Origin of the sequence: Acinetobacter sp. YH01018 (assembly GCF_013420295.1) — a bacterium.
Taxonomy (GTDB): domain Bacteria; phylum Pseudomonadota; class Gammaproteobacteria; order Pseudomonadales; family Moraxellaceae; genus Acinetobacter.
The window spans coordinates 1-26704 of the sequence record NZ_VOYL01000014.1 but is presented as its reverse complement, the minus strand read 5'-3'; the positions used below and the strand labels follow the sequence as shown (position 1 = coordinate 26704).

Genomic DNA, 26704 nt, shown 5'->3' with positions numbered 1-26704 from the left:
TGCTAAACCAATGCAAAAAATCAGCATAATAGTGAAAATGACTTATGCTAAGATCGTCCATGTTGATCTAAACAAAACACGAAAAAAGTATGACTGTATCTGCATTTAATTTTGCTCTGCTGATAGAAGCAGAAGAGCTGGTTCCGTTTTTAGGCAATGAAAAATTACGCATTGTCGATTTAAGCCGTCGTTCTGTTTACGATCAATTGCATATTCCGCATGCCATTCATGTGCAACCGAAGCAGCTGGTACGCCAAGAAGAGCAGGCTGCAGGTTTGTTGCCTGATGTAGAAGGCTTAAAAGCCCTGATTGAATATCTGAATATTTCTCCGGAACATCATGTGGTGGCTTATGATGATGAAGGTGGGGCTTGGGCAGGGCGTCTGATCTGGAACCTGCATTGTCTGGGTTTTGAAAATACCAGCTTGTTGAATGGCGGCATTCATGCCTGGCTGGCAGCCGGTTTGCCTACTTCTTCAGAAGTGGAAAAATTAGTTCCCGTAGTGCCTCTGGTGGACATTAACCAGACCAATATCGAAAAGTACCGTATTGAATATGCAGAGCTGTTAGAAAAAGTCCAAAATAACAGCATTCAATTGTGGGATTGCCGCACCGAAGATGAATATACCGGTCTTCGTCTTGCAGCGCGACGCGGCGGTCACATTCCAAATGCCCGACATTTTGAATGGAGTACTGCCCTAAATCGTGAAAATCATTTAAAATTGCATCCTTTACAACGCACTCAACAGCGCTTGGAACAACTGGGTTTCAATTTAAAACAACCTGTAGTGGTCTATTGTCAGTCACATCACCGTTCGGGTTTGGCCTATATTCTGGGCCGATTGCTCGGTTGGAAGATACAGGCTTATGATGGTGCGTGGAGTGAATGGGGCAACCGCCTCGACAGTCCGATTATTACCGGAGAGTTACCATCTTGAGCTTCACATCACGTTTAAAAAAACAAATTTTTATTCAAGCACAACGTGTTGTGCCACAACACCAATTATCACGTGTCGTGGGTAAACTGGCTGCCAGTGAACATCCGATTATCAAAAATACCGTGATTCAGGCTTTTAAAGCCCAGTATGGAATTGATATGTCGATTGCTGAACAAAGCAATGCATTGAAGTTCAAATCATTTAATGAGTTTTTTACCCGCTCTTTAAAAGAGGGTGTACGTCAAATCGATACCGATCCGCATAGTATTGTGTCACCAGCCGATGGCGCCATTTCACAGCTGGGCAAGATTGAAGAAGGCGATATTTTTCAGGCCAAAGGGCAAAGCTTTTCGGTGGAAAAACTGATTGCTGATCCGCAATTGGCAGAACCATTTAAAAATGGCCATTTTGCGACTGTGTATTTATCACCTAAAGATTATCATCGTGTTCATATGCCTTTTGCCGGGACTTTGACTGAAACCTTGTATGTGCCAGGGGAATTGTTCTCGGTCAATCAAACCACTGCGGAAAATATTCCGGGCCTGTTTGCGCGTAATGAACGTATGGTCTGTCTGTTTGATACTGAACTGGGGCGTATGGCGGTAGTTCTAGTGGGTGCCATGATTGTTGCAGGCATTGAAACGGTAGCTACCGGTAAGGTCAAACCGAGTGGACATTTGGAACTCAACCAGCACAACCTGTTTCTGGAAAAAGGCGCAGAGCTGGGCCGTTTCTATTTGGGTTCAACCGCTGTGGTGCTATTTGAAAAAGATAAAATGCAATGGGACCCGATGTTTAAAGCCAATTCTGTTGTGATGATGGGCGAGGCTTTAGGTCATACGGTTTAAATGCTTTTAACCTCCCTTTTTTAAAGGTAAGCATCCTCGAAATATATTTCGAGTGCGTAAGGGAGGGATTATTTTACCTCTTGAATTATATCAATCCCCCTCAGTCCCCCTTTGTTAAGGGGGATGTTTCATCAAGGAAAGGATTTAGGACGGTCAAAATAAAAAAGCGCCTTAAATAAGGCGCTTTTTAATGTCTAAAAATTAACGTTTCACCACAATCGAATCAATACCACTGCGTTGCAAGGTTTGCTGTGCAATCATCGCAGCTTCCTGAGAATCATAAGGCCCAGAAATTACCCGGTACCAGGTTTGACCACCTTCAACCGATTTTACTACATCTGCAGACAGACCATTCAGGATAATTTCGGCACGGCGTGCATCGGCACTATCTGGATCGGGATAGCTACGCACCTGCAAAATATAACTTGGCTGGTGGGCAACAGGTGCTTCAGAACTTTCCAGACCTGGCTCGGCTGTTTCAGCCGGAGCAGCTGTTTCTGTTTCTGGAGCTTCAACAATCACTACAGTTTCTGAATTTTTAGTTTCAGGAACTGCCTGATCTGGAATGGGTGTCACTTGCTGTTGTGGTAATAAATCGTAGAAACGATAGTCCTTGTTGGTATCTTCCTGATAATGTTCAGAACTGATCTGATTTTTCGGTTTAACCGGTGCCCACGGTTTCCACAGCATCAAAGCTACGGCAAAACTCAACACAATTAAAATAACCACCAGCGTTCCCAGCCATGCAGGAATCAATGGCTTTTTCGGCTTATTCGGTCGCTCAGAGACACCGCGCTGCGTTTTTCCAAACACGTGGGATTCCTCGTGTATTATTTTTAATTTAAATTTATTTAAAACAAGGTGTTATTTTTAGATAACACCTTGTTTACCCTATTGTCTATAAATCATTAACTAAGTTTAGATGATCACAAACATGACTTTTGCTGCGAGTAACATTGCTGTACAAAGGCATTAATTATTACATCGCCACTTCAAGCATAGCTTTCGGTCTTGCGGTGATGCAAAACCTTGTTTTGCTTACATCGCCTCAGGAGCAGATACACCTAATAATTCTAAACCATTACGTAAAACCTGTTGTACGTTTACTGAAAGTAATAAACGGGCTTGTGTAAGTTCAGCATCATCATTAAGTACTTTATGCTCATTATACCAACCGTGGAATAATGCTGCCAATTCTTTCAGATAGTTACCGACTTGATGCGGCTCATAACTGTTGGCTGCGCGAATCACGATCTCAGGGTAGGCTGCAAGTTTGGCCAGAATTTCTGTTTCTGCATCCAGCGCAAGTTTCGCCGCAAATTGACGTGCATTCGCAGCATCAAAGTTCACACCTGTTGTAACCGCTTTTTCTAGCATACGGCAGATACGGGCATGTGCATACTGAATGTAATACACGGCATTGTCTTTACTTTGAGAAACAGCAAGGTCCAAGTCGAAATCGATGTGCTGTTCAGACTTGCGCATCACGTAGTAGAAACGTGCTGCATCGTTGCCGACTTCTTTACGCAGGTCACGTAAAGTCACGAACTGACCTGAACGGGATGACATTTGCACCATCTCGCCACCACGCCACAAGCTCACGAACTGAACCAAAAGCACGGTCAATTTTTTCGAGTCATAACCCATGGCATCAATCGCTGCTTTAACACGGGCGATATAACCGTGGTGATCTGAACCCCAGATATCGACGATATCGGTATAGCCACGTTGTAGTTTATTCAGGTGGTAAGCAATGTCAGAGGCAAAGTAAGTAGTTTGACCATTCCGGCGTTTGACTACACGGTCTTTTTCATCGCCAAATTCAGTCGATTTAAACCAGATATTGCCATCTTGTTCGTATAGGAATCCACGTTGATCTAATGTTTGTAGCGCTTCTTCAATTTTTTCAGTTAAAGATGCTTCACTGAACCATTGGTTGAAGGTTACGCCAAATTCGCCTAGGTCATCTTTAATGTCATCAAGAATGGCTTTAAGTGCCGCTTGATGGAAGACGCGGTAGCCTTCACCAATCAATGCTTGAGAATTGTGAATCAAGCCATCGATGTGTTTTTCTTTATCGCCCGATAACACCACCTTGTTGCCATCTGCATCCAGTTCGGCAGCATATTGAACATCTTCAGGCACATCTTTGTAGACATCAGCCACTGGACGTACATAAGCCTCACCATCCTGGTCGATAATGCTTTGCGCGATTTCTTTAACGTAGTCGCCTTGGTAAGCATTTTTAGGGAAGACTAAGGTTTGACCCGTAAGCTCTAAATAACGAAGGTATGTAGAGGTCGCCAGGATGTCCATTTGACGGCCAGCATCATTGACATAATATTCACGGTCAACTTTGGCACCGGTTGCTTCCAGCAGATTGGCAACGGTCATGCCATAGGCTGCACCCCGACCATGACCAACGTGCAGGCTAGAAGTCGGGTTTGCTGAAACAAATTCGACTTGAACGCGTTTTTCACCATTGGCTTGGGTACGACCAAATTGATCTTTTTGTGCTTGAATCTGGTCTAAAACAGCAAAGCGCTGGTCGGCATTTAAAAAGAAGTTAATAAAGCCGGGACCCGCAATTTCTGCTTTGCTGATGTCTGCTACTTCAGGCAATGCAGCAAGAATTTTTTCTGCAAGATCACGAGGCTTCATACCCGCAGCTTTAGAACCAATCATGGCAATATTCGAAGCGAAGTCACCGTGGCTTCGGTCTTTGGTTCGCGTTAAATGACCGCTGTTATTCCAGTCGGATGGAAGTACACCTTCAGCTTGAAGAGATTGCACTGCATGATCGAGAGCTGCTTGGATTGCCGTATTCATAATCAGTCGAAAAATAAATGTCGCAGAAAAACAGCAAATATAGCAAATTTCGTGGTCTTTAGGTGAATGCATTTGTATTGAATGAATCTTGTCCGACAACTACCGCAGAATTGAAGCAGGAAAATTCTGAAAAAGATTCAAAAAAGCAGGATTTCCTGAGTGTTTGCTTTTCCCATTGTGCTAACCCTGTTGCTTTTGGTGCGTAAATTAACAGACAAACTGGTTAATCTTTCTGCTCCCAATTCATCGAAGTGAATCAGTTCTTAGTCCAGACCAGTTGCTTTGATGAATAGGCTTTATTGATTTTGAACAGATCTTTAAAGCAATACATCCACCAAGGCACGGATTATCCCCAGCACCAAACCGATAAATGCACCGACTACAACCCCATTGACCCGAATCATGTGCAAATCGCCACCGACTTCATTTTCAATTTTGTCGATCATTTCGCGTGAATCCCATTCATGAATGCGTTCGCTGATAAAACGGATCACTTTTTCACTGTATTGATCACTCAAATTGACGGCAAGCCCACTCATTCGTTCATTCAGCAATTGACGTACTGCCGGATTGGAAATGATATTTTCCCCGACCTGTTGAATCGCAACACGAAGGTTTTGCGCAATGCCTGAATCGGGTTTGAGCAAGTCTGCTTTAATGGCATCACAGAGGATCACTACGGCACCACTGATAAAATTCAGTACCTGAGGGCTATCCAACAGGGCATCTTTGGTGCGGTTTAACCGCTCACTGGCCTCACTTTCACTATCTGCCAGTTCCAACATCAGCTGCTGGCCCATCTGTTCAATTTTTTGCCGCCAAGGATGCTGCGGATCGGCCAGCATGGATTCCACCCGTTCAATCAGTGAATCGATGGTGCGTTGCTGTACATCAATACCAATCCAGCTGGCACCTTTGGCCAGCTTCCACACGCCCAGTTCTTTGAACAGCCGGCGGGTCAGCTCATTAGTTTGTTCTGGATGGGAAATCATCCATTCATGTGCCAAATCGAGTCCGCGTTGCAATACATCCTGATGGAAGTCATTTTCTAGTACCGCGCGCAGCATTTCACTGGCCAGGGTGTTAACCTGGGTGTTACGCACCCATTGCACACTGTTGTTTTGAATAAAGTTTCCAATCTGTTCCTGACCAACAAATTCGAAAATCTTCGGTACGGTTTGCTGAATGACCTGAGTGACTTGAGTATTATTTTCCGGTTTTGCCAGCCATTGTCCGACCGCAAGGCTGAGATCGGTACTTTGCAGGCTTCTTTCCACCACTTGTGGAGATAAAAAGTTTTCCTGTACAAAACGTCCCATCGATTCGGCAATCCGGGCTTTATTGCGCGGAATGATTTCAGTGTGGTCGAGCAGAAACTTGGGAATTGGCATTTTCCCAAAAGGATTGCGGAACAATACGGTAATGGCATACCAGTCGGCCAGTCCGCCGACCACACCCGCTTCGGCAGAAAGCATGAAAATATGAACCAGCCAGGCATATTCAGGAATCAGTTTGGCCACTACCATTAACACCAACCAGGTCACAATGGCACTGATGAGGGCAATGGTGGCAAAGCGTTTACTGCGTTGCAAACTCGGTGTGGTGATTGCTTCCGCTGTGGTCATGCAGGATTCCTGTCGGTTACTAAACTGTTGTTATTTTACTGTTTTTGGTACTGGTGGTAATACTTGGCCGTTAGGGCCCAAGCCATACTTTTGTCCTAAATATTTTAAAATCAAATAGGCATCAAATGCATCATCCGGTGCTTTTTTCTGATCTTTATAACATTCAATGCTATAGGAAACCTGTACCGGGTCAATAGTCACCACGTGCGGCATGTCATAAAACGGGTCAGGCCAGAAGCCGGGATAACGGCGATAATAACCATAGGGATAGTACATCGGGCTGGAATAGACCACAGCCTGACGAGGTGGCTGGTTACGGTTACTTGGATCAGCTAGTACTTTAAAATAGCGGAAGCCGTTCTGTACCGTGGTCTGGGCGGCTTTCACCAGAGTAATTTCTTCGGCAGTCCCAAAACTCATGTTAGGACGGGCCTGAAAACTGATGCGATAGCTTTGTGCATTCAGGGGCGTATTGCTGAATTGCCCCAGCTGTTCAAAAGTTAGCGGTTTTGAAGGTGTGGTTGCACAGCCTGACAGCGCTATGGCTATGACCATAGTTAAACCTATAATGCTGTTCTTCATGTTAAACCTCCATACGATTTACTGTGCGCGGGGAGGAGACACAATAAATGTTTAGAAACGACTATTCGGTTGGGTTAAAAATTCGAGCTCTTCCGTAGTTGAGCTACGTGCCAGGATGGCATTGCGGTGCGGATAGCGCCCGAAACGGTCAATAATGGCTTTATGCTGTTTTTCATAATCCAGATTCAGTGGATTATTTAAGCGTTGAAATAATTTTAACGCGAATTCGTGGATCAGTTTCGATTCACTGTGCATAAAGGGCATATATAAAAACGACCGTTGTTCTGGACTTAATTGTTTATCCAAATCTAGGCTAATGGCTTCTTGCGCCAGAGCTAATGCTAAGGGGTCCTGGGCAAAGGCCTGAGCTTGATCCCGAAATAGGTTACGCGAGAATTGATCCAGAACAATAATTTCTGCCAGGCGGCCTTCAGCGGTTTGACGCCATGACCACAGTTCGGCCTGTGCCGCTTTTTGGTGAATGTCATAAAATTTTTGCTTGATCAGTGCATCAAAATCATCACTTTTTGCAAACCACAGCGGCTGGGTTTCCGGATTAAACCAAAAGTCCAAAACATCTGGATAATTCATAATATTTACAAATCCTTAGCACTTATTATTCAATACAAACACAAAATTCAGATGTCTTATACAGTATCTTTGTGATAAAAATTTGCCAGAAATAAAATTGACGTTTTGCTTGAAAACTATACAGGGTGTAATGTAGCAGCCAAAAATCACGTTATACTGATATAAACTGATGATTTTATTTTAGTAGTTTTATTTAGTAGTTATCTTCCGATAAGCGAGATTGTTAATGAGTCAACCCGAATCGACCTCTCAAGTTATGGTACCAACTTGGGTGGATTCTTCGCTGTTTAAGGGCATGTTGCGCGGTATTGAACGTGAAAGCCTGCGTATGCAAAGCAATGGCTTTTTATCCCAGGCAACACATCCTCAGGCACTTGGTTCTGCATTAACACATCCGCATATCACCACTGACTATTCCGAAGCCTTGATGGAATTTATTACTCCTCCACAAGACAGCATTGAAAAAGCACTCGACTATTTGGCCGATATTCATGCCGTTGCGCACCGTCATCTGGAAAATGGCGAAAAGCTCTGGCCCTTGTCGATGCCCTGCATGCTGGATGATGACGAAGAAAACATTCGTTTAGCCCAATATGGCAGTTCCAATATTGGACGTTTCAAGACTTTGTATCGTCGTGGTTTAGGCGTGCGTTACGGTCGCCGTATGCAAACCATTTCCGGGGTGCATTATAATTTATCTTTTCCAGATCAATTGTTTGAAGCGCTGCAACAGCATGAAAGCGATGAAGCCCTAAAAAGCCTCAGTTTGCAGGATTATCGCAGTCACCGTTACTTTGGCCTGATCCGTAATTTCATCCGTCTAACACCCCTGGTGATGTTCCTGGTGGGGGCCAGCCCTTCTGTGTGCCAGTGTTTCATGACCGGGCGTGAACATCATCTGTTGCCTTTATTAAAAGGCACCCTGTTCTTGCCGTATGCAACAGCACTGCGCATGGGCAATTTTGGCTATCAGAATTCTACCCAGAAGCAATTGGGTATTCATTACAATAACCTGTCGGATTATCTGGATGGTTTGCAGAAAGCCGTGAAAACGCCTTATGCACCTTTTAGCCGTTTAGGACTCAATGATGAGCACGGTGAACCGATTCAAATCAATGATCATGTGCTGCAAATTGAAAATGAATACTACAGCCTGGTTCGCCCAAAACAGGTGCCTCAAGCGGGAGAAACCCCATCCCAGGCGCTGAAAAATCGCGGGGTGGGTTATGTTGAACTGCGCGCAGTCGACGTCAATCCGTACAGTCCGATCGGAATTGATGAAAACACGGCAGCATTTCTGGAAGTTTTGGCGCTGCATTGCCTGGTACAGGACAGCCCCGATTTGCTCGATCCGGAACAGGAACAGATTGAGCGTAATCAGGCCGAAGTGGTCAATCGTGGCCGTGCACCGAATGCCACTATTGTGGATGCGGCTGGAAAGCATCCGATTGAAGACTGGGCACGTGCGCAGGTCATCAAAATGCAGTCTTGGGCTGATTTACTGGATGCCGCCTATAGCACCAAGATGTATTCAGCAGCCTTGGCAGTCATGCTCAGCCGCATTGATGAAGTGGATGAAACCCTGTCTGCACAGGTTATTGCCGATACTTTGGAACATGGCGGGACCTGGGGTTTTGGCAGTATGATGGCGCTGCAGCATGCAATGACTTATGAACAGCACACATTAAGTCCGGATACTCTGGCTTATTTTGATGGTTTAGCGGGGCAGTCATTGCAACAGCAACAGCAACTGGAACAAGATACGAGCATCAGTTTTGAGCAATATCTTGCCGATTATCGATAAAAATTAAGAGGATTTGCCATGCAATGGAGTTATCGCTTCGTGAGTGGTTTTTTATTTTTAGCCAGTGTCGCGGGGATGGCATTTGCGTTGTATTTAGAGCATGGACAAGGGCTTGAGCCTTGTCCACTCTGCGTTTTTCAGCGTATAGGGCTAATTGGGCTGGGGATCATTTCCCTGATCGCTTTCCTGCATAACCCCATTTCAAATGCGTTTAAGCGTTTTTATGCTTTGCTGGGTACGCTTAGTATCCTCTGGTCCGCAGGGGTGGCAGCACGTCATGTCTGGCTGCAAAATTTGCCGCCCGATCAGGTGCCGAGTTGTGGTCCAGGCTTAGATTATTGGCTGGATACCTTGCCGTTAAAGTCGGTATTTGAACAGGTGCTGAAAGGTTCGGGCGAATGTGCCAAGGTTGACTGGACTCTGTTTGGACTATCTCTTCCGGTATGGTCATTGGCCTTCTTTACCGTACTTGCCTTGATCAGCCTGTGGCAACTATTGCGTCACTATCCAGGAATGAACAATAAAACAGCCAAGAAAAAATAAAGAGGTGTATAAAAAAGCCAACTGAATGTTGTAATGCTGATCAGTTAAGGAGTTTAGAAATAAACTCCTTAACTTTTTAGTGATTCATGGCGGAGTCTTACCATTTTAAATCAAACCCTTGCAGCTCATTTGTTACTTTGGTTTCGTCCAAAGTAACCAAAGGCATTTGTCATCCGCAAAACTCGTCAGCCACTATCAACTCGCAAATTTATCGCAGAAACAATCATTTTTTAATGTAGTCCGGCCTCAAACAGTTGCGGATGACTTTCCCACATATCAAATACAGTCATGAATTTAAAAAAGAAAATACCAGTCAATTTCTTAACTGACTGGCATTAAACCGAACGTTGGCTTTTTTATTTTTTACTTAAGTCAGTGCAATACCTGATAAATCTTCCAGCTGCATGCGGTATTCATGCACTTCTTCTTTGACCTGTTCATTTTGCGGCGGGTAGAACCATTTCACAATCTGTTCCGCCACACTGGAATGATAGTTGATTTCAAAATGACTTAAGCCATAAAAGATCGCTTTATGGGATTGTGGCACTTTCAGTTGAAAGCGCGGATTTGGATGTTCACCCAAAGCACTGTCTACACTGACCAGATAGTCCCCCAGCACCTTTAAGGTTCGGTTCTTTTTGTTTTCATATTCAATGGTGCCGGCAACCAGGTACGTATTAATATGTTTTGGCAGGGGAGCCGGTTTACGGTTGTCATCCATGCCGCCAATCCGGGCATGATTATGTTCCCAGTCATCATCGCGGACACTGCCATAGCGCAAATCCAGAATGCCATTGCTGCGGATATTGACAATATGCCGGATGATTTTCACAAAGGGAAAATGCCCGAGTTTGTCTTGCAGGATAAACCCGAAACGTTCCAAGACTGCACCATGGTGCGGAGAACCCAGACAGACCAGGTTTTCGGTCAGATGTATCCATTGATACATGTTCTGTTTACCGTAAAACAGGGCACTGCGTAAGACCAGACCACCCATGCTGTGGCCAATTAAATCGATGCTGGTAATACGCGGATTGCGACGAATCAGATCTTCTAGGGTGTGGGAAAGACTACGGCCATTGGCCGAGATACGACGTCCGCTATTGTAGTTCAGGTACAGCATGGTGTTATTGTCACGTTGTGCCAACAATTTTTCGCCTATACCGCCATATTGCGTGTTGCTCCAGTCCAGATGGTTCATGCACAAGCCATGTACAAAAATGACCACGCGACCGGATAAATCCCCTTTTTGCAGTCCACCATAGTGGTTATACAGCACCATCGGCAGTGCCATCGGGTTCTGGTATTTTAATAAATAATCACCCAGCACCCCGTTGAGCACCCCGACGAGAAAGTGCAGCGCAGGTGTTAGCGGCCTGTCATGTAATTTTGGATATTTTTCAATAATCTGACGTAAACCGGGTGCCAGTAAATAGTTGCCGTAGTTGAGCAGGGTGTCGAAGGACAGCTGGTACAGTTTGTCGATATAAGGAATTTTTTGCAATTTTTTCGAGCGTTGTTCACTCATGCCAAACAGGCTAATTAAAATTTCACGTTGAATCGCCTGGATCAGCTCCTGCATGACGTCGTTGAGACGTGTCGTCACCAATTGTGCGAGACCTTCCAATACATCAGCTTGACTGGGCGGTGTACGGTCCCATCTACAATAGGTTTCATGTAATGGGGTTAAACTCGGCATTTGATCCTGTCCTTTCTGTGACCATGTTTCCCATACTCTTTATTTTTTCTTGGGATCACGGTATAAACTCTTAGCTTTTCATTTTATATCGTTCATCTGGAACAGCTTTTACAATAACGTTGATTGAGCTTCGGTATTAATTTTTTTGTCTGACAATTTTGGTTATATCTAGATAAAAACAGATGGGTAGCTAAAACTCAGGTATAAAATAAATCTAGTTTAAATTTGGCAATGATACAATAAAAAAGCATGAACATCATTTATTTACATGGATTTCAAAGCAGTGCTTTATCCATAAAAGGCCAGCAAATTAAAGACTACTGTCAGCAGCAGGGTCAGAAGGTTCGGGTGCATCTGCCGGATCTTAATATGCCGCCCGAGCAGACAATGGCGCATCTAGCTGCCATGATTGAGAATCTTGACCAGGTCGTGCTGGTGGGGAGCAGTCTAGGCGGCTTTTATGCGACACAGCTGGTCGCAAAGTATGGCGTGCCGGCTGTTTTAATTAATCCTGCTATGCGACCATGGCAACTATTTCGTGACTTATTTGGCAGTGATCAGATTCCCTATGTGGTGAATGCTGAATGGACGCTGGATCATACCCATCTGGATCAGCTTGAGCAGATGGCAGTGCCATTTGTGCAAGATGCGGACAAAATTTTAGTGTTATTACAACAAGGGGACGAAGTTTTGGATTATCGTGAAGCACAGCGCTATTATAGCAATGCTTCACATCCGTCCATGCTGATTACCGAAGCAAATGGCAACCATGCGATGGAAAATTTCGCAGACAAAATACCGATGGCCTTACAGTTTTTATCGGATTGTATAAATTAAGGAAACAGTACAACGTGTCTCAATATACGGCTCAATCACTTGAAGTTTTATCTGGTTTAGATCCGGTACGTCGTCGTCCGGGTATGTATACCGATACCACTCGTCCAAACCATTTGGCGCAGGAAGTTATTGATAACGCTGTGGATGAGGCACTTGCCGGACATGCCAATAAAATTACCGTCACAGTGTATAAAGACGGTTCCCTGTCGGTTGAAGACAATGGCCGGGGGATGCCGGTGGATATCCATCCGGAATATGGCCAGAGCGGGATTGAAATTATTCTGACCAAGCTGCATGCCGGGGGTAAATTCAGTACCGATAACTACCAGTTTTCCGGCGGCTTGCATGGCGTGGGCATTTCAGTGGTCAATGCCCTATCTGACCGGGTGGAAGTCGAAGTTCAGCGTCAGGGCAACCTGTATAAAATGGCCTTTGAGCACGGTGAACCGGTTGCACCGCTTGAAGTACTGCAAGGTAAGGCACCTAAACGTGCGACCGGTACCACAGTACATTTCTGGCCAGAAGCCAAATATTTTGATTCGCCCAAGTTTGCTCTAAAAGCGTTAAAACATAATTTAAAAGCCAAAGCAGTTTTGGCGGCAGGCTTAGAGATCAACTATGTTGATCAAATCAATGATGAAAAGATCAGCTGGCAGTTCGAAAATGGTCTAGTTGATTATTTGATGGATGAGCTTGAAGACCGTGAAATCATTCCAAGTCCTGCTTTTGTGGCTACTGGCGAAGCTGAACGTGCCAGCGCCGAATTTGCGATTTGCTGGAATGCTGAAGGTGGCGAACAGATTCAGGAAAGTTATGTCAACCTGATTCCAACTGCGCAGGGCGGTACCCATGTCAATGGTTTACGTTCAGGGGTCACCGATGCCATGCGCGAGTTCTGTGAATTGCGTAACCTGTTGCCACGTAATCTGAAACTGTCTGCCGAAGATGTCTGGGACGGGGTGAACTACATTCTGTCGTTAAAATTTCAGGAACCACAATTTTCCGGTCAAACCAAAGAGCGCCTGTCGAGCCGTGAAGCCTCAGGCATTGTACTGAATATCGCCAAAGATGCTTTTGCACTGTGGCTCAACCAGAATTCAGACATTGCCATGCAACTGGCTGAATTGGCGATTGCCAAGGCAGGCCGCCGTTTAAAAGCGGCAAAAAAAGTTGAACGTAAGAAGATTGTTTCCGGACCTGCACTCCCGGGTAAACTGGCCGACTGTGTAGGACATACCTTGGAAGAATCGGAACTGTTTATTGTGGAAGGGGATTCTGCAGGCGGTTCTGCCAAGCAGGCACGTGACAAGAATTTTCAGGCAATCATGCCTATTCGCGGGAAAATCTTAAATACCTGGGAAGTCTCCTCCGATGAAGTTCTGGGTTCTCAGGAAGTGCATGATATTGCCATTGCGATTGGAGTCGATCCGGGCAGTGATGACCTGTCAGAACTTCGCTACGGTAAAATCTGTATTCTGGCCGATGCCGATTCGGATGGTCTGCATATCGCGACCCTGCTCTGTGCCTTGTTTGTAAAACACTTTCCGACCATGGTGGAAGAAGGGCATCTGTTTGTAGCCATGCCGCCTTTATTCCGTATTGATGATGGCAAGGATGTGCACTATGCGCTGGATGAAGACGAACTGGAAAGCATTCTGAAAAAATGCAAAAGTAAAAATCCGCAAATCACCCGATTCAAAGGTTTGGGTGAAATGAATGCCAGTCAGTTAAGGGAAACCACCATGGACCCAAATACCCGTCGTTTGGTACAGCTCGATCTGGACGACGCGCATTTTACAGCCGGTCTGCTGGATAAATTACTTGCGAAAAAACGCTCATCGGACCGTAAACATTGGTTAGAACAGAAAGGTAATCTGGCTGATCTGGTAGTTTAGTTTTTAAGTTAAATTATTATTTACATATAAAAAAGCCCTCAATTGCGGGCTTTTTTATATGTTTAAATTGAGTTGCATTAACACCAGATCACGCCATTTCCCAAATTTTTGTCCAACTTCTGACATATAACCTGTCTGCTTAAAACCTAATTTTTCATGTAACACAATTGATGCCTGATTTTCATGATCAATCGCAGCAACCATGACATGAATACGATTGTGCTGTGCATGTTCAATCAGTTTCAGCATTAAGGCTTTGCCCAGACCTTGTCCGATAAAGTCCGGATGAATAAAGACCGAATGTTCCACTGTATGTTTAAACCCGCTAATTTGACGGAAAGAAGAATAATCGGCATAGCCGGCGATGTGTTTAGTCTCTGAATGTTCAGCGACAAACAAAGGAAATTGTTGTTCAGTAAGGCTTTTAAACCAATTCAGAAAATCTTCTAACGATTTTTCCTGGTCATTCCAGGTTGCAGTACCATTTAAAATTTCAGCATTATAAATTTTCAGGATATGTTCTAGATCTTGTACTTGAGCGGGACGAATCAGAAAACCCATGAGCATATGCCGAACGACTAAATAGACTATGGATTTTAGAAATAAACCTGACTTTGAGCAATAAAAAAGCAAGACCGAAGCCTTGCTTTTTTATTGCTCAAAACGTGGTGCTTAGAAGTGGTATTTGACCAAAGCACTGACGTCGTTTTGATCAACGCCTTGAATACCAAATTTGTTGTTCCAAACTGAGTGTTCGATACCAACATATAATTTAGTTTTAGGTGAAATATGCTTACCTACATTCCATTTGTACTGGCTGGTCCAGTTCAGCTCGCTTGCTTGAGCACCTTTTTCAGCTGTTGACCAATCCAGGAAGGCATCTACCAGGAAATCTTCAGAACCCAATTTAAACGGAACTGCATAAGTGATCGTCATTTGATAATCATCTTTAGTTTTGTCGTTATCCGCTTTATAGAAGTTCACATTGGCATATTGGGTATATGGAATATCTAAAGAGAAACCTACACCATACAAGAAGTTATTAAACTCTTGGTTTTGATCGTATCCGGCATTGTGTTCCCAAGTTGTCGCAATAAGGACATCTTTAATTGGACCAAAAGAAAGATCTTTTCCAGATACTTCGCCTAAGCTTAAACGTGGCGCTAACTCGAAATATGTATTTTGTTCATCATTGCCATCCAATTGATGGTCAACAAAGAAAAATACATCCGAGTATTTAAGTTTAGCTGCATATTCTGCAGTCACGGTCGTACGGTCTTCAGTACCCACTTCATAGTTTTCACCATAAAGACCAGTTACGCTGAAGTCTTGCCATACCACTGGCGAAGCCTGTGTAAGTGCAGCTGTTGAAGCCAATGCACATGTAGCAAAAAATTGTGTAAATTTCATTAAAAATATCTCCCCCGAGAAGCAAGCAAAGCATACAGATTCTTTAGCAAAAATAAAGCCAAAATTGATCAATGGTTAAAAAAATAGTCTGCTTTTCTCAGAGTGCTCCTGATTAAAATCAAGACACCGCTTTGATACCTAAAAATACATGTTGATAAAAAAAGTAAAGCAGTTTGAAGAAGGCATTTTATCCGCAAACAAATAATATGATATTTATCAAATTATTTAGAGGGAAAGTCAAATTCCTTATACGTTATAGGGTATTTAAAAAAAATATCAAAATACTACTTGCATAAGCTTCACCTAGACCCTTATATTCAAAGCATAAGGACACGAATCTGCAGAGTTAAAAGTGTTCATCATTCAATGTGGAGGAACTCGTTCCAAACTAGGTTGAAGATGCTCAGCGCTGTTGTTAACAGCAAGGTGAAACGTGCCAAGATAAGAAGTTTTGCACAAAAAAAGATTTGATGAATAAAGAGGATGAAATTATATGAACATTGAAATTCGTACCGATAAAAACATCCAAAATAGTGATCGTTTAATTACTTATGTTCGTGCAGAACTGAATGCTGAATTCCAACGTTATAGCGAACGTATTACCCATTTCTCGGTTCATTTTAGCGATGAAAATGGTCCAAAAGGTGGTGCAGATGATATTCACTGCATGATCGAAGCACGCCCGGCAGGTTTGAAACCAGTAGTGGTGAACCATCATGGTCATAATATCGATACTGCCATACATGGAGCCATTGACCGTTTAAAACGCAGTTTGGAACATCTATTTGAGAAAATAGATGACCCTCGTGCCGCAGTGCCGGTACTTGCTGAAACTGCAGAAGCCAGTGATGTGGACGATGTAAATGATTAAGCAACATCTTGCTTAAAGAAAAAAAAGCTCTTCGGAGCTTTTTTTATGGGCGTTTTAATGCGCTATTTGGGACAGGGCAACAGAAATAAAAAATATACTCTTTATACATTTAGCTAAAACAAATGACAGTTTATTCGGCATAATAGTTAAAAAATGATTGAAGAGTATTTTCTCCATGTTAACAGCACAACAACAAGTCTTTGTACAGGCAATAGAAGAGCTGGATCTTGCTCAGGTACAACGTCTTTTGGCAGAAGGTCTCGATCCGAATTTTATTGATCTGGAAAAAGGTCCGGCCATTTCTGTCTGGTCCGATGGTTTGTTCCACTGGTGGGAGCATATTTGCGAAGCTTATGAAGCCGGTTCACCTTTATCTGAACAAGAAAAACAGCAGAATCTGGCAGTTCATCTTGAAATTTTAGAGGCGCTTATTCAAGCCAAAGTCAATTTACATTTATGGGATGCCGAAGAACTGTATGGTCCATTATGGGATGCTGCCAGCTCCGCCTGCGTGCCTGCAGTGCAACGTTTACTGGATGAAAAAGTAGATCCTAATACCAAAGATGAAGATGGTCAGACCATATTATCTTCGATTAGTGATTTATTCTTTGATTGTGACTTTGATGAAATCAACTGGTCAGAAGCATTGGCCGAAGAAAAGCAAACTTTAGAGTTGCTCCGTAGTTATGGGGCTAAAATGACTAAAGAATTAACATAATTAGTGAGACAACCATGTCAGTCGTAAAAACAGTAAGTTTCATTTTTGCAGCGGGTTTCAGTATCAATGCGATGGCTGCCGATTTTTCTTTTGACCGTCCAGGTGCGGGAATCGGCACTGGCATTACGCCCGTCGGTCAGCTGGCATGGGAACAAGGCTTACCCAGCCTCAGCTATTCAGAAAGTAGAGATGAAACCGGAATTAAAGTTAAAAACACCACTTTAAATGCCGACATGTTGTTACGTACCGGTTTAGCTCAAGATATTGAATTGCAGTTGGGCTGGCAAGGTCCATCCTGGTCAAAAACCAAAGCAGCGGGTCAGTCTGTTGAAGAAGACGGTTTGGGCGATGTCAGCATCGGGGTAAAAAAAGCCATCAATCTGGATGATGAAAAGCTTTCTATGGCTATTTTAGCTGAAGCGATTCTTGCAACTGGCAATCATGCGTTTAGCAATGAAGATGATATTTACAGCCTGACTTCGGCTGTCGCTTATGACTATAGTGATTTAATCCGTACTTCCATCACTATGCGTTATGAAACACAAAACAGCAATTGGGCGGTAACTGCAATCCCGAACATTCAATATAAAATTACCGATAAATTGTCCGGTTTTTCTGAACTGGTCTATCGCAAAGCCGAAAGTCAGAATTATGAATATGCACTGGGTTCAGGACTCATTTATGCGATGAATGAGCGTGTGCAAATGGATGCCAGTATTGGTGTGGACTTAAATGGTCGAGATAAAAGCTATCAATCAGGTTTGGGCGTTGCATTCCTATTTTAATTAAAAAAATAAACTGATATGAAAAAGCATTTTCTAGAGCTTGGCTTGTGGTTTCGGTTCGCTATATGCGGATTGATCGGTAGTGTGATTTTATTGTGCTCCATGACACTGCAGGCGCAAGAGCAATTGCTTGCACCCGAGGATGCTTTTTCTTTTAGTGTTGAATCCAGTAGCACACATGAAGCCCAACTCAAATGGACGATTCCAGATCGCTATTATTTATATCAGCATAAATTTGAAGTCCGGCAAGGGACGCAAAAGCTGGCTTTAAAATTGCCGTCAGCAACCGATTTGCATGATGAAAATTATGGCCATACCCAGGTCTATTTTCATAAGGTCCAATTCACGGTTCCCACCGAAGCCTCAAAAACCTATCAGGTGACGTGGCAGGGCTGTGCCCAGGACCGGATTTGCTATCCACCGCAAACCATTGAGTTTCAGACCGATATTGACGGTTTGGTGCTGTTGCAAAATCAGGCCAGAGCAAGCAAGCGCCTGCTGGATCTTTCAACATCTTCAAACAGTTCTGTAACTGGTCAAAACACTTTGAGTGCTGAACAGAATAGCATTCAACCGACAGAAAAGCCCGTCATACGCGATACTGCAAAAGATCAAATGTGGTCGGAAACACTGGCTGAAAGCTCTTTGCTGTATGGCTTATTGCTGTTTTTCGGTTTAGGCATCTTGTTGGCCTTTACGCCATGTTCATTACCGATGCTGCCGATTTTAACTTCGCTGATTGTTCGCGACAGTAAAGGGCTGAAAGCCTGGATGATTGCTCTGGTATTTGTCTGCAGTATGGCCATGGTCTATGCGGTTTTAGGCTTAATTGCTTCATCTGCTGGTTTGAATTTTCAGCGCTGGTTACAGCAGCCTTCCACCCTGATTGCTTTTAGTGCGTTATTTGTTTTATTTGCACTAAATTTATTCGGTTTATTTGAAATTAAATTGCCCCAAACTTTGGTCAACCGCCTCGATCAGGCCCAGTCGCTACAAAAAGGTGGCAGCCTGATTGGGGCAGGTGTTATGGGGATGATCTCTGCACTGCTGGTTGGACCCTGCATGACCGCACCTCTAGCCGGGGCACTGTTATTTATTTCCCAGAATCAAAGCCAGTGGCAGGGGGCACTCTTGCTGTTCACCTTGGGTTTTGGCATGGGAACGCCCTTGCTTCTGGCCAGTGTACTGGGTTCCAGGGTGTTGCCTAAAGCAGGGTTGTGGATGCACCAGATTAAGGTGCTGTTTGCCTTTATCATGCTAGCCCTGGCCCTGTATTTTATTCGTCCGCTTATTTCTGAAGCCTGGCTGCAATGGGCAGGCTTAGGTCTGGGCATTTGTTTTATTGTGTATATCCTTTTCCGCATTCGGCAACAGACCCCGCTGAGGGCCTTATATATAATCGTCTTGCTCGTGGTGATGCCTTATCTAGCTTATACTCAATATCAACACAGTCAGCGGTTTTTTATCGGGCAAAGCACGACCCAGGCCAGCTGGCATGTGGCGAAAACAGCGGATGAATTTCAGCAGTTATTGGCCAGTGCGCCCTCCAATCAGGCGGTTGTTATTGATGTTTATGCAGACTGGTGTGTGGCATGTCAGCCCATTGAACATCAGGTGCTAAAATCGACTCAAGTCCAACAAGCACTTGCGCCGTATTTTTTGATTAAACTGGATTTGAGTAACTATGATGCAACGCATCAGGCCTTATTGAATCAATGGGATATTTTAGGGCCGCCCACCTATTTATTCTTGGATGCCAAGCAGCAGGAAATTCGTGGTTTACGTCTAACCGGTGCTTTTAGCGAGGCTGAATTACTGAAACAGCTTGAGTTGTTTCAACAGCATATAGGATCATAATGTGATGTATCAGCTCTATATAGCCAATAAAAATTATTCCAGCTGGTCAATGCGCCCGTGGCTGGTGTTACAGGCTTTTCAGTTGCCTTTTCAGGAATTCATGATTCCGTTTCCCGCAGAACGCAACACCGGCACATTCAAGCAGGATGTATTGGCCATTAACCCCAATGGGAAAGTCCCGGTATTGATCGATCATGACTTGATGCTGTGGGATTCGCTGGCGATTTGTGAATATCTGGCAGAACGGCACCCCAATGAGCATTTGTGGCCACAAGATGTCAAGCAGCGTGCGCATGCACGTTGTATTGTGGCGGAAATGCATAGCGGATTTTCAGGTTTGCGCAATGCCTGCGGCATGAATATCCGAGCCCATTTAGCCGATGTGGGTAAGCGTTTATGGCAGGACAATGCCGAGCTTAGGCAAGATGTGGCACGGATCGAACAGATCTGGTCAGAACGTCCAGAGGTGAACGGTTTTTTATGTGGTGAATTTTCAATTGCCGATGCATTTTATGCCCCGGTGGTGACGCGGCTTATGACCTATGCCTTACCGGTCAGTGAGTCGACACAGCAGTATATGCACACCATGCTGCAACATCCGGCCATGAAACTGTGGATGGAAGGCGCGTTGCAAGAACAAGCTTGGGTGAATTATTTAGAGTCGTATCAACAGCAGCCGCTTTAGCAGGGCTTGGGCTCAGTAAACAACTCTGCCTGATAACACTTGACCTGATTGCGTCCGTAGCCTTTGGCTGCATACAGAGCCTTGTCTGCCCGGCTGAGCAATTGTTGCGAATTGAGTAAGGGACTGGATAGTGCAATGCCAAAACTTGCGGTGATCGGAATGATCTCTCCCGATTCACTGCATAAATGAAGCTGTTGAATGGCCTGACGACACCGTTCAGCAATAATTTGTGCCTGTTCTAGAGAAGAATGATTTAAAATAAGAAGAAATTCTTCTCCACCAAAACGGCCCAGCATATCGCTATCTCGAATGATTTGAGAGAGTGCTTGACTGACCTGAATCAGGGTTTCGTCGCCTTTATCGTGCCCGTATTGGTCATTAATGCGCTTGAAATGATCCAGGTCAATTAACACCAGTGCATAAGATTCATTGGGCTTGCGTTCTAGTTTTTCCAGACAATTGTTGATGCTGCGCCGGTTAAGAGTATTGGTCAGTGGGTCAACCTGACTTAAATGCTGAATCAGTTTTTCTCGATGCCGCCATTGGCTAAGTAAAATTTCAAATAAAATTAAACAAGTAATAAGAATTGGTACAATGAAATACATCATTGTCAGCACCCAAAACATATTCTGGTAGGGTTGGGTGTGAAGATTAAACAACGGACCGTAGCTGATTTGACCTTGCAAGGCTAAATACCCGCAAACCAGTAAAAATAATGTGGCCGGGATAAGGGCGAAATAAACGATTTTACGGTTAAACAGCACCAGGCCCACCGTGAGCAGACACATGTAAGTGATCATGGTGGCCGGACTGAGTACGCCGATCACATAACCATCACGACATAAAGACATGACCAAAATCCCCACGGATACATAGGGTAGGCATTGCTGTACCCAGGCTTTTTTACGCCATGCCGAACATGGGTAAATCAGCGCAATAAAGACGGTCAAAATCAGGATATTCATTTCCAGCTGTAGTTTGAGCAAGGGTAAATTTACCCAAGGCCAGACTTCAGGAGATAAAAGCACAAAAACTTTCCAGATAATCCAGATCATATGCACTGAACTTCCTAAAATCAGCATCAAAATGCATTTATTCAGGACACTCCAATTCATTACACCCCCATCTTCTAACAGGTATTTCGCAATTTTTTCTTTGAATGAGAAGGCATGATTTGGTGAAAAGATTGGCTTCATTCGATAAATATAATCCTTGATTGTCTAAATCATGAATTAATGTGAAATAAGTAGATTTATTTTTAATAATTCACAACATAGCACGTTTTTTCAGTAATGGTAATGGTTGTTTTTTGTACTTTTTGGTCTAAAAAGTACTTTTAGCTGAATTATTGTTGTATTAAATATGGAACGTTGTGTTGTATATAAACGTATTATTCTATTTTTAGTGGTCGATTAAAATGCCTACATTGAATAAATAAAGATGAAGGTAACAGGCATGAAAGTTTTACATATCGATTCGAGTATTTTAGGTGATGCTTCTGTTTCACGCCAATTAAGTCAGGCGATTGTCACTCAGTTGCAAGCCAAGCATGCAGATGCGACCGTAGAATATCTGGATTTGGCACAACAGCCCATTCCACATTTAACCGCTGAAATTTTGATGGGGCAAGATGCTGAACAGGCAGCCTTAGGTGAAAAAATTATTCAGCAATATTTGGATGCGGACGTGGTTGTAGTCGGTGCAGCAATGTATAACTTTGGCTTGCCGTCTACGCTAAAAGCTTGGATTGACCGGATCAGTGTGGCCGGTAAAACCTTTAAATATACTGAAAATGGTCCTGTTGGTTTGGCTGGTGAGAAAAAAGCCTATATCGCCAGCAGTCGTGGCGGCGTGTATGGTGAAAATAGCCCGGCAGATTTTCAGGAAGGTTTTTTGAAAACTGTATTTAATTTCACCGGTGTGAACGATGTCGAAATTATTCGTGCAGAAGGTGTCAATATGGGTGCAGAGTCAAAAGATCAGGCAATTGCCAGCGCTTTAGCTCAGGTGCAAAGCCTGTAATGTGAAATCATCCTATCCATGATTCCTCTTGGGTCAGCTTCGGCTGACCTTTTTTATGGAATATGGTTCATTGCGGATTAAATTTAGCTTTGATCCAGTGCATGGGCAAATTCAGCCAGATCGGCCAGTGCCTGTTTGGCTTCATCAAACCACGCATGGAACATCTGAAAATTGTGCCACATGCCGGTATAAAGTTTAAAAGTCACTTCAACATTGGCCTGTTCTGCTTTTTCTTTAAAGCGCTGTGCATCATCCAGCAGAATTTCTTTCGATCCTACTTGTACCAGTGTAGGAGGTAATCCGGTTAAATCTGCAAACAGGGGAGAAATTGAGGGATGTGATTTATCCATCGATTTAGGGACGTAATAATCAATTCCGGTTTCTAAGGTTTCAATGGACAATAAGGCATCGTGTTTCTGGTTATAGCGTAAGGATTCACTGGTCAGGGTTAAATCTAAAAAGGGTGACAATAGCATCAGACCGCTGACCTGGGGCAGCTGTTCATCACGAATTTTAAGTGCCAAGGCTAAAGCCAGATTGGCACCACAGGAATCCCCGGACAAGATAATATCCTTGGCTTGTATGCCTTGGTCGAGCAAAATATTGTAAACATCAAACAGCGCATCCAGCGCTTCAGGAAAAGGCTGTTCAGGCGCGAGAGGATAATCTACGTGCAGCGCTTGCATTTGAGTCCGTGCCACCATGTCGGATACAAATGCCCGATGGGTATTTAAGGATCCTAAAAAGAATGCACCGCCGTGAATATGTAAAATAAGCTGTGTGGCCTCATTGTGAGGTTTGATTTCTTCAGCACGTAAACAGGCAAGACGGATTGGGCGAATACTGACATTTTTATTCTGCGGAAATAGACGGCACATTTGTTCAATGACAAAGCGTGCTGAATTTGGAGGTAAGTTAAACTGGCTTGGCAGACGGATGGTGGTTTTTAAAAAACTTTCTGTAATTAATTGTTTCCATAACGGATTTATCTTCATGTTTTTTCCATCTTGTTATATCTTTTGGGGGATAACTGGTTGTTTACCAATTCAAGTTACAAGATTACACTAAACGGTCACACGGAAGAATTGCAAATATGTTGTGACTTTTTAATACTAAGGCCGTCTACACTAGACTAGGAAACGAAAAAAAATGAAAAGAATTGCTCTTGCATTAGGATTGCTCGGATTAACAGCTTTGGCAAATGCTGCTGATCCTTTAAATGGAACAGTTTGGAAAACGATTGACGATAAAACAAAACAACCCAAAGCAATCGTAAAATTTACTGAACAAAAAAATGGCACATTGTCTGCGAGTATTCAAAAAGTTTTGACACCGGGCGAAGAACAGGCATGTAAAAAATGTGAAGGTCCATATCATAATAAATCTTTAAAAGGTTTAAAGATTGTTCACGGTCTTAAAAATGTCGGTGGTACAAGTTATGAAGAGGGTACTATCCTTGACCCTTCTTCAGGCAAAACCTACAAACTCAAAGGTGAACTGGCAAATGGCGGTAAAACGCTCGAATTACGCGGTTTTATTGGCGTATCTGTTTTAGGCCGTAACCAGACTTGGGTTCGCGCAAACTAAGTTTGCCTAGCCTAATGGATAAAACAAAAAAAGCCTGACAATCTCAGGCTTTTTTAATGCGGATGGTGCAGGAGGCTTACTTTAATGCCCGATACGCTTCTTCATCAAAGCCGACGATATAACCAGAAGCAGTTTCAAGCACAGGACGTTTGATTAAGCTGTTATGGCAGGTGAGCGCTTCAATGAGATTTTCTTCACTGCTTAAAGCTGTTTGTTGTTCCGCTTCGCTCAGTTTGCGCCAAGTGGTGCCTTTTTTATTCAGGATGACTTCCTGACCTTTGGCATCCAGCCATGTTTTTACCGTTTCAGCAGCAATGCCTTGTTTCTTGTAATCGTGAAACTCATAGGCAAGGCCAAGTTGATTAAGCAGGTCAAAGGCTTTTTTCATTGAATTACAGTTTTTGATACCATAAATCTTCAGCATAGGTGAATTATTCCATTTGCTATTCTTCAATAGCGTAACGAAAATCCATCAGAAGCTCTAGAGTGAATTAAATGATTAAAATTAAAAAATTCAGCTGTCATTAAACTGACATTTAGATTTGTAATTATAAAACTATAAATAAGAACCATATGATTATTCTAAATATATAGAAAATAGAAAAAATATAGAAATAGAAAAGAAAAAATAAAGATAACGAATAGAGAAAACCCGCATTCAATCATCCTGATTATGCGGGTCTCATTTCAACGTCCATTGTCACATCCTTGCAAAATAAGCTACCGAAGTGCTTTATTCTGTTTCATCCTACGGCATCCTATCCCTTTTCAGTCATCCTGACTTATCCCTGTGCCGTGCGACAATAATGCACTTAAAAGATCTATATAAAAAGCAACAAATTCGACATCTTTTGTAATCTATAAGCCTGTATTGAGTGAACAATAGTTCACTCAATGCGCATTATGGACTATATTTTATAATCAATAATCACCGGTGCATGGTCGCTAAACCAGGTCTCCTTATACACCCAGGCATTGACAGTACGGGCTTTCCAGTCTGGTGAGCAGGCTTGATAGTCAATGCGCCACCCGACGTTTTTGGCACGCGCCTGTCCGCGATTAGACCACCATGAATAAAGTTCGGCTTCCTTGCGCACTTCACGGAAAGTATCGACATAACCCAGATCATCATAAATATGATCGAGCCAGGCGCGTTCATGTGGCAGGCAGCCTGAAGATTTCTGGTTGCCCGACCAGTTCTTGATATCAATGCGTTTATGCACAATGTTGTAATCACCGCAGACGATGATCGATTTATTTTCATCCCGCCATTGTTTTAAGATGTCTTGATACTGATCCAAAAAGTGATCTTTACGGGCTTGTGCTTCTTCACCGGATGAACCTGAAGGCAAATACAGCGAACAGATGTATACCGGCTTGTCTAAACCGAGATCAAATTCGGCAGCGATAAAGCGCCCTTGAGAGTCGGCCAGTTCAAAGCCTAAACCATCTTTTACGGAGACAAAAGGTAGGCGACTATAAATGGCGGTACCGGCATAGCCTGCACGTTCTGCCGGGAACAGGTGCGTGTACCAGCCTTCAGGTCTAAATTTTTCAGTCCACTGCGCATGGGTGATCCGGCTTTCCTGCATACAAATGACATCGGCATCTGACTGTTCCAGCCATTCCAGCAAGCCTTTGGTCACTGCTGAACGCAAGCCATTTACGTTAATTGAAACGACTCTTAGAATTTTTTGATCACTTGGATAGCTACTCTTTGGTATCATGCGCAAGTCTTACCTCTATTTATGAATTTTGGAGCACCTCATGACGTCGCAAGCGACTTTTAACCCTCAAGCTTTTATCGAACTTGCATTATCACGTGGTGTGCTTAAATTTGGTGAGTTTACTTTAAAATCGGGTCGTGTGAGTCCTTATTTTTTTAATGCGGGTTTGCTCAATGATGGCGAGGCGTTAACGCTACTGGCTTCAGGCTATGCAGACAAATTAACGGCATGTGACAATGTCGAAGTGATTTTTGGCCCGGCTTATAAGGGTATTCCATTTGTTGCTGCGACTGCCGTGGCATTGTCACAAAATCATGGTGTAAGTGTACCTTGGGGCTTTAACCGTAAAGAAGCCAAGGATCACGGTGAAGGCGGGGTGCTGGTTGGCGCATCGGTTGAAGGCAAAAAAGTCTGGATTATTGATGATGTCATTACTGCAGGTACAGCCATTCGTGAAGTGGTCACCATTCTTAAAAATGCTGGTGCGCAAATTGCCGGAGTATTGGTGGCTCTAGACCGTCAGGAAAAAGGACAGGGCGAATTGTCTGCTATTCAGGAAGTTCAAAAAGAACTGGAAATTCCAGTTCATGCCTTGATTACCATGAAAGATTTGATGGATTTCTTGGAAGCTAAAGGCGAAAAAGACGCTTTAGCGAAAATGGAAGCCTATCGTGTAAAATACGGTATCTGATCGGTCAATGGTTAAAAAGGGAAGCCATGTGCTCATTGCTGTCCCACAATTTTTCACAAGAGGAAGCTCATTTGAGCTTCCTCTTGTTTTATGGGTATTTTATCGGGTGAAAATAAAGCTTTTAAAGTTCTTCTTTCAAACAAATTCACTTGAATTATTC

General features: G+C 43.5%; 26 protein-coding genes. 14 read left to right on the top strand and 12 right to left on the bottom strand.

The window, feature by feature from the left end:
- Positions 1-89: 89 nt before the first annotated feature.
- Complete coding sequence (locus tag FTT83_RS06915; RefSeq protein ID WP_180174301.1) at positions 90-938, top strand: sulfurtransferase; 849 nt, start codon at positions 90-92, stop codon at positions 936-938.
- Complete coding sequence (gene asd / locus FTT83_RS06910; protein WP_180174302.1) at positions 935-1786, top strand: archaetidylserine decarboxylase; 852 nt, start codon at positions 935-937, stop codon at positions 1784-1786. Before FTT83_RS06915 ends, asd begins: the two co-directional genes overlap by 4 nt.
- Positions 1787-1987: 201 nt before the next feature.
- Here asd and FTT83_RS06905 read toward each other — a convergent pair whose 3' ends face one another.
- The 5 genes from FTT83_RS06905 to FTT83_RS06885 all read right to left on the bottom strand — a co-directional run bounded on the left by FTT83_RS06905 (position 1988) and on the right by FTT83_RS06885 (position 7413).
- Complete coding sequence (locus FTT83_RS06905; RefSeq protein ID WP_180043160.1) at positions 1988-2599, bottom strand: SPOR domain-containing protein; 612 nt, start codon at positions 2597-2599, stop codon at positions 1988-1990.
- 225 nt (positions 2600-2824) lie between these two features.
- Positions 2825-4615 carry an arginine--tRNA ligase gene (gene argS / locus FTT83_RS06900; RefSeq protein ID WP_180174303.1) on the bottom strand — a complete coding sequence of 597 codons (1791 nt, stop codon included), beginning with the start codon at positions 4613-4615 and terminating at the stop codon, positions 2825-2827.
- 317 nt (positions 4616-4932) lie between these two features.
- On the bottom strand, positions 4933-6240 hold the full coding sequence (locus tag FTT83_RS06895; RefSeq protein ID WP_180174304.1) for a DUF445 domain-containing protein: 1308 nt from the start codon (positions 6238-6240) through the stop codon (positions 4933-4935).
- A 30-nt stretch (positions 6241-6270) separates the two neighbouring features.
- Positions 6271-6822 (bottom strand): hypothetical protein, encoded by a 552-nt coding sequence (locus tag FTT83_RS06890; protein WP_086196566.1) that lies wholly within the window; start codon positions 6820-6822, stop codon positions 6271-6273.
- A gap of 51 nt (positions 6823-6873) precedes the next feature.
- Positions 6874-7413, bottom strand: coding sequence for a DUF924 family protein (locus FTT83_RS06885; protein WP_180174305.1), 540 nt, complete (start codon positions 7411-7413; stop codon positions 6874-6876).
- Between the two features lie 226 nt (positions 7414-7639).
- On the opposite strand from FTT83_RS06885, the gene gshA reads away from it, so the two are divergent.
- Positions 7640-9217: a glutamate--cysteine ligase gene (gene gshA / locus FTT83_RS06880; RefSeq protein WP_180174306.1), complete on the top strand. Its 1578-nt coding sequence runs from the start codon at positions 7640-7642 to the stop codon at positions 9215-9217.
- 18 nt (positions 9218-9235) lie between these two features.
- A complete protein-coding gene (locus FTT83_RS06875) occupies positions 9236-9760 on the top strand; it encodes a disulfide bond formation protein B (protein ID WP_086196563.1) in 525 nt (174 codons plus the stop codon).
- Positions 9761-10127: 367 nt separating this feature from the next.
- On the opposite strand, the gene FTT83_RS06870 is transcribed toward FTT83_RS06875, so the two are convergent.
- Complete coding sequence (locus FTT83_RS06870) at positions 10128-11459, bottom strand: hypothetical protein (RefSeq protein ID WP_180174307.1); 1332 nt, start codon at positions 11457-11459, stop codon at positions 10128-10130.
- 249 nt (positions 11460-11708) lie between these two features.
- Between FTT83_RS06870 and FTT83_RS06865 the strand changes: the two genes are divergently transcribed.
- Together FTT83_RS06865 and parE are read left to right on the top strand one after the other, a co-directional pair.
- Positions 11709-12296, top strand: coding sequence for a YqiA/YcfP family alpha/beta fold hydrolase (locus tag FTT83_RS06865; RefSeq protein WP_086196561.1), 588 nt, complete (start codon positions 11709-11711; stop codon positions 12294-12296).
- 14 nt (positions 12297-12310) lie between these two features.
- Positions 12311-14191, top strand: coding sequence for a DNA topoisomerase IV subunit B (gene parE / locus FTT83_RS06860; protein ID WP_086196560.1), 1881 nt, complete (start codon positions 12311-12313; stop codon positions 14189-14191).
- 54 nt (positions 14192-14245) lie between these two features.
- On the opposite strand, the gene FTT83_RS06855 is transcribed toward parE, so the two are convergent.
- On the bottom strand, positions 14246-14752 hold the full coding sequence (locus FTT83_RS06855; protein ID WP_086196559.1) for a GNAT family N-acetyltransferase: 507 nt from the start codon (positions 14750-14752) through the stop codon (positions 14246-14248).
- A gap of 111 nt (positions 14753-14863) precedes the next feature.
- On the bottom strand, positions 14864-15601 hold the full coding sequence (locus FTT83_RS06850) for an outer membrane protein OmpK (RefSeq protein ID WP_180174308.1): 738 nt from the start codon (positions 15599-15601) through the stop codon (positions 14864-14866).
- Between the two features lie 493 nt (positions 15602-16094).
- On the opposite strand from FTT83_RS06850, the gene FTT83_RS06845 reads away from it, so the two are divergent.
- From FTT83_RS06845 to FTT83_RS06825, 5 genes are all read left to right on the top strand, one after another.
- Positions 16095-16472 carry an HPF/RaiA family ribosome-associated protein gene (locus tag FTT83_RS06845; protein WP_086196557.1) on the top strand — a complete coding sequence of 126 codons (378 nt, stop codon included), beginning with the start codon at positions 16095-16097 and terminating at the stop codon, positions 16470-16472.
- Between the two features lie 175 nt (positions 16473-16647).
- Entirely contained in the window at positions 16648-17190 is a 543-nt protein-coding gene (locus tag FTT83_RS06840) for an ankyrin repeat domain-containing protein (RefSeq protein ID WP_180043167.1), read from the top strand.
- Between the two features lie 14 nt (positions 17191-17204).
- Positions 17205-17975: a transporter gene (locus FTT83_RS06835; protein WP_180043168.1), complete on the top strand. Its 771-nt coding sequence runs from the start codon at positions 17205-17207 to the stop codon at positions 17973-17975.
- Between the two features lie 102 nt (positions 17976-18077).
- On the top strand, positions 18078-19832 hold the full coding sequence (gene dsbD / locus FTT83_RS06830) for a protein-disulfide reductase DsbD (protein WP_257224434.1): 1755 nt from the start codon (positions 18078-18080) through the stop codon (positions 19830-19832).
- Between the two features lie 4 nt (positions 19833-19836).
- Positions 19837-20517, top strand: a complete 681-nt coding sequence (locus FTT83_RS06825; RefSeq protein WP_180043170.1) for a glutathione S-transferase family protein — start codon at positions 19837-19839, stop codon at positions 20515-20517.
- On the opposite strand, the gene FTT83_RS06820 is transcribed toward FTT83_RS06825, so the two are convergent.
- Positions 20514-21713, bottom strand: a complete 1200-nt coding sequence (locus FTT83_RS06820; protein ID WP_180043171.1) for a GGDEF domain-containing protein — start codon at positions 21711-21713, stop codon at positions 20514-20516. The genes FTT83_RS06825 and FTT83_RS06820 overlap by 4 nt on opposite strands.
- 259 nt (positions 21714-21972) lie before the next feature.
- Between FTT83_RS06820 and FTT83_RS06815 the strand changes: the two genes are divergently transcribed.
- Positions 21973-22539, top strand: a complete 567-nt coding sequence (locus tag FTT83_RS06815; RefSeq protein ID WP_086196551.1) for an FMN-dependent NADH-azoreductase — start codon at positions 21973-21975, stop codon at positions 22537-22539.
- Between the two features lie 83 nt (positions 22540-22622).
- On the opposite strand, the gene FTT83_RS06810 is transcribed toward FTT83_RS06815, so the two are convergent.
- Positions 22623-23534 carry an alpha/beta hydrolase gene (locus FTT83_RS06810; protein ID WP_180044656.1) on the bottom strand — a complete coding sequence of 304 codons (912 nt, stop codon included), beginning with the start codon at positions 23532-23534 and terminating at the stop codon, positions 22623-22625.
- A 154-nt stretch (positions 23535-23688) separates the two neighbouring features.
- Here FTT83_RS06810 and FTT83_RS06805 point away from each other — a divergent pair, with 154 nt between their 5' ends.
- The gene (locus FTT83_RS06805) at positions 23689-24126 is read left to right on the top strand and encodes a DUF2147 domain-containing protein (protein ID WP_086196549.1); all 438 of its coding nucleotides are present in this window, start codon (positions 23689-23691) and stop codon (positions 24124-24126) included.
- Between the two features lie 76 nt (positions 24127-24202).
- Here FTT83_RS06805 and FTT83_RS06800 read toward each other — a convergent pair whose 3' ends face one another.
- On the bottom strand, positions 24203-24550 hold the full coding sequence (locus tag FTT83_RS06800) for a Spx/MgsR family RNA polymerase-binding regulatory protein (protein ID WP_180044657.1): 348 nt from the start codon (positions 24548-24550) through the stop codon (positions 24203-24205).
- A 484-nt stretch (positions 24551-25034) separates the two neighbouring features.
- The gene (locus FTT83_RS06795; protein ID WP_180044649.1) at positions 25035-25853 is read right to left on the bottom strand and encodes an exodeoxyribonuclease III; all 819 of its coding nucleotides are present in this window, start codon (positions 25851-25853) and stop codon (positions 25035-25037) included.
- Positions 25854-25893: 40 nt separating this feature from the next.
- On the opposite strand from FTT83_RS06795, the gene pyrE reads away from it, so the two are divergent.
- Complete coding sequence (pyrE, locus tag FTT83_RS06790) at positions 25894-26544, top strand: orotate phosphoribosyltransferase (RefSeq protein ID WP_086196546.1); 651 nt, start codon at positions 25894-25896, stop codon at positions 26542-26544.
- Positions 26545-26704: the final 160 nt, after the last annotated feature.

Excerpts from the sequence above, each read along its gene's own strand:
- FTT83_RS06890 (WP_086196566.1), bottom strand. The coding sequence starts at position 6,822 with ATGAAGAACAGCATTATAGGTTTAACTATGGTCATAGCCATAGCGCTG.
- argS (WP_180174303.1), bottom strand. The coding sequence starts at position 4,615 with ATGAATACGGCAATCCAAGCAGCTCTCGATCATGCAGTGCAATCTCTT.
- FTT83_RS06845 (WP_086196557.1), top strand. The coding sequence starts at position 16,095 with ATGAACATTGAAATTCGTACCGATAAAAACATCCAAAATAGTGATCGT.
- pyrE (WP_086196546.1), top strand. The coding sequence starts at position 25,894 with ATGACGTCGCAAGCGACTTTTAACCCTCAAGCTTTTATCGAACTTGCA.
- dsbD (WP_257224434.1), top strand. The coding sequence starts at position 18,078 with ATGACACTGCAGGCGCAAGAGCAATTGCTTGCACCCGAGGATGCTTTT.
- FTT83_RS06915 (WP_180174301.1), top strand. The coding sequence starts at position 90 with ATGACTGTATCTGCATTTAATTTTGCTCTGCTGATAGAAGCAGAAGAG.
- FTT83_RS06855 (WP_086196559.1), bottom strand. The coding sequence starts at position 14,752 with ATGGGTTTTCTGATTCGTCCCGCTCAAGTACAAGATCTAGAACATATC.
- FTT83_RS06820 (WP_180043171.1), bottom strand. The coding sequence starts at position 21,713 with ATGAAGCCAATCTTTTCACCAAATCATGCCTTCTCATTCAAAGAAAAA.
- FTT83_RS06840 (WP_180043167.1), top strand. The coding sequence starts at position 16,648 with ATGTTAACAGCACAACAACAAGTCTTTGTACAGGCAATAGAAGAGCTG.
- FTT83_RS06800 (WP_180044657.1), bottom strand. The coding sequence starts at position 24,550 with ATGCTGAAGATTTATGGTATCAAAAACTGTAATTCAATGAAAAAAGCC.
- FTT83_RS06795 (WP_180044649.1), bottom strand. The coding sequence starts at position 25,853 with ATGATACCAAAGAGTAGCTATCCAAGTGATCAAAAAATTCTAAGAGTC.
- FTT83_RS06895 (WP_180174304.1), bottom strand. The coding sequence starts at position 6,240 with ATGACCACAGCGGAAGCAATCACCACACCGAGTTTGCAACGCAGTAAA.
- FTT83_RS06875 (WP_086196563.1), top strand. The coding sequence starts at position 9,236 with ATGCAATGGAGTTATCGCTTCGTGAGTGGTTTTTTATTTTTAGCCAGT.
- FTT83_RS06885 (WP_180174305.1), bottom strand. The coding sequence starts at position 7,413 with ATGAATTATCCAGATGTTTTGGACTTTTGGTTTAATCCGGAAACCCAG.
- FTT83_RS06810 (WP_180044656.1), bottom strand. The coding sequence starts at position 23,534 with ATGAAGATAAATCCGTTATGGAAACAATTAATTACAGAAAGTTTTTTA.
- FTT83_RS06835 (WP_180043168.1), top strand. The coding sequence starts at position 17,205 with ATGTCAGTCGTAAAAACAGTAAGTTTCATTTTTGCAGCGGGTTTCAGT.
- FTT83_RS06870 (WP_180174307.1), bottom strand. The coding sequence starts at position 11,459 with ATGCCGAGTTTAACCCCATTACATGAAACCTATTGTAGATGGGACCGT.
- FTT83_RS06825 (WP_180043170.1), top strand. The coding sequence starts at position 19,837 with ATGTATCAGCTCTATATAGCCAATAAAAATTATTCCAGCTGGTCAATG.
- gshA (WP_180174306.1), top strand. The coding sequence starts at position 7,640 with ATGAGTCAACCCGAATCGACCTCTCAAGTTATGGTACCAACTTGGGTG.
- FTT83_RS06815 (WP_086196551.1), top strand. The coding sequence starts at position 21,973 with ATGAAAGTTTTACATATCGATTCGAGTATTTTAGGTGATGCTTCTGTT.
- FTT83_RS06805 (WP_086196549.1), top strand. The coding sequence starts at position 23,689 with ATGAAAAGAATTGCTCTTGCATTAGGATTGCTCGGATTAACAGCTTTG.
- FTT83_RS06850 (WP_180174308.1), bottom strand. The coding sequence starts at position 15,601 with ATGAAATTTACACAATTTTTTGCTACATGTGCATTGGCTTCAACAGCT.
- FTT83_RS06865 (WP_086196561.1), top strand. The coding sequence starts at position 11,709 with ATGAACATCATTTATTTACATGGATTTCAAAGCAGTGCTTTATCCATA.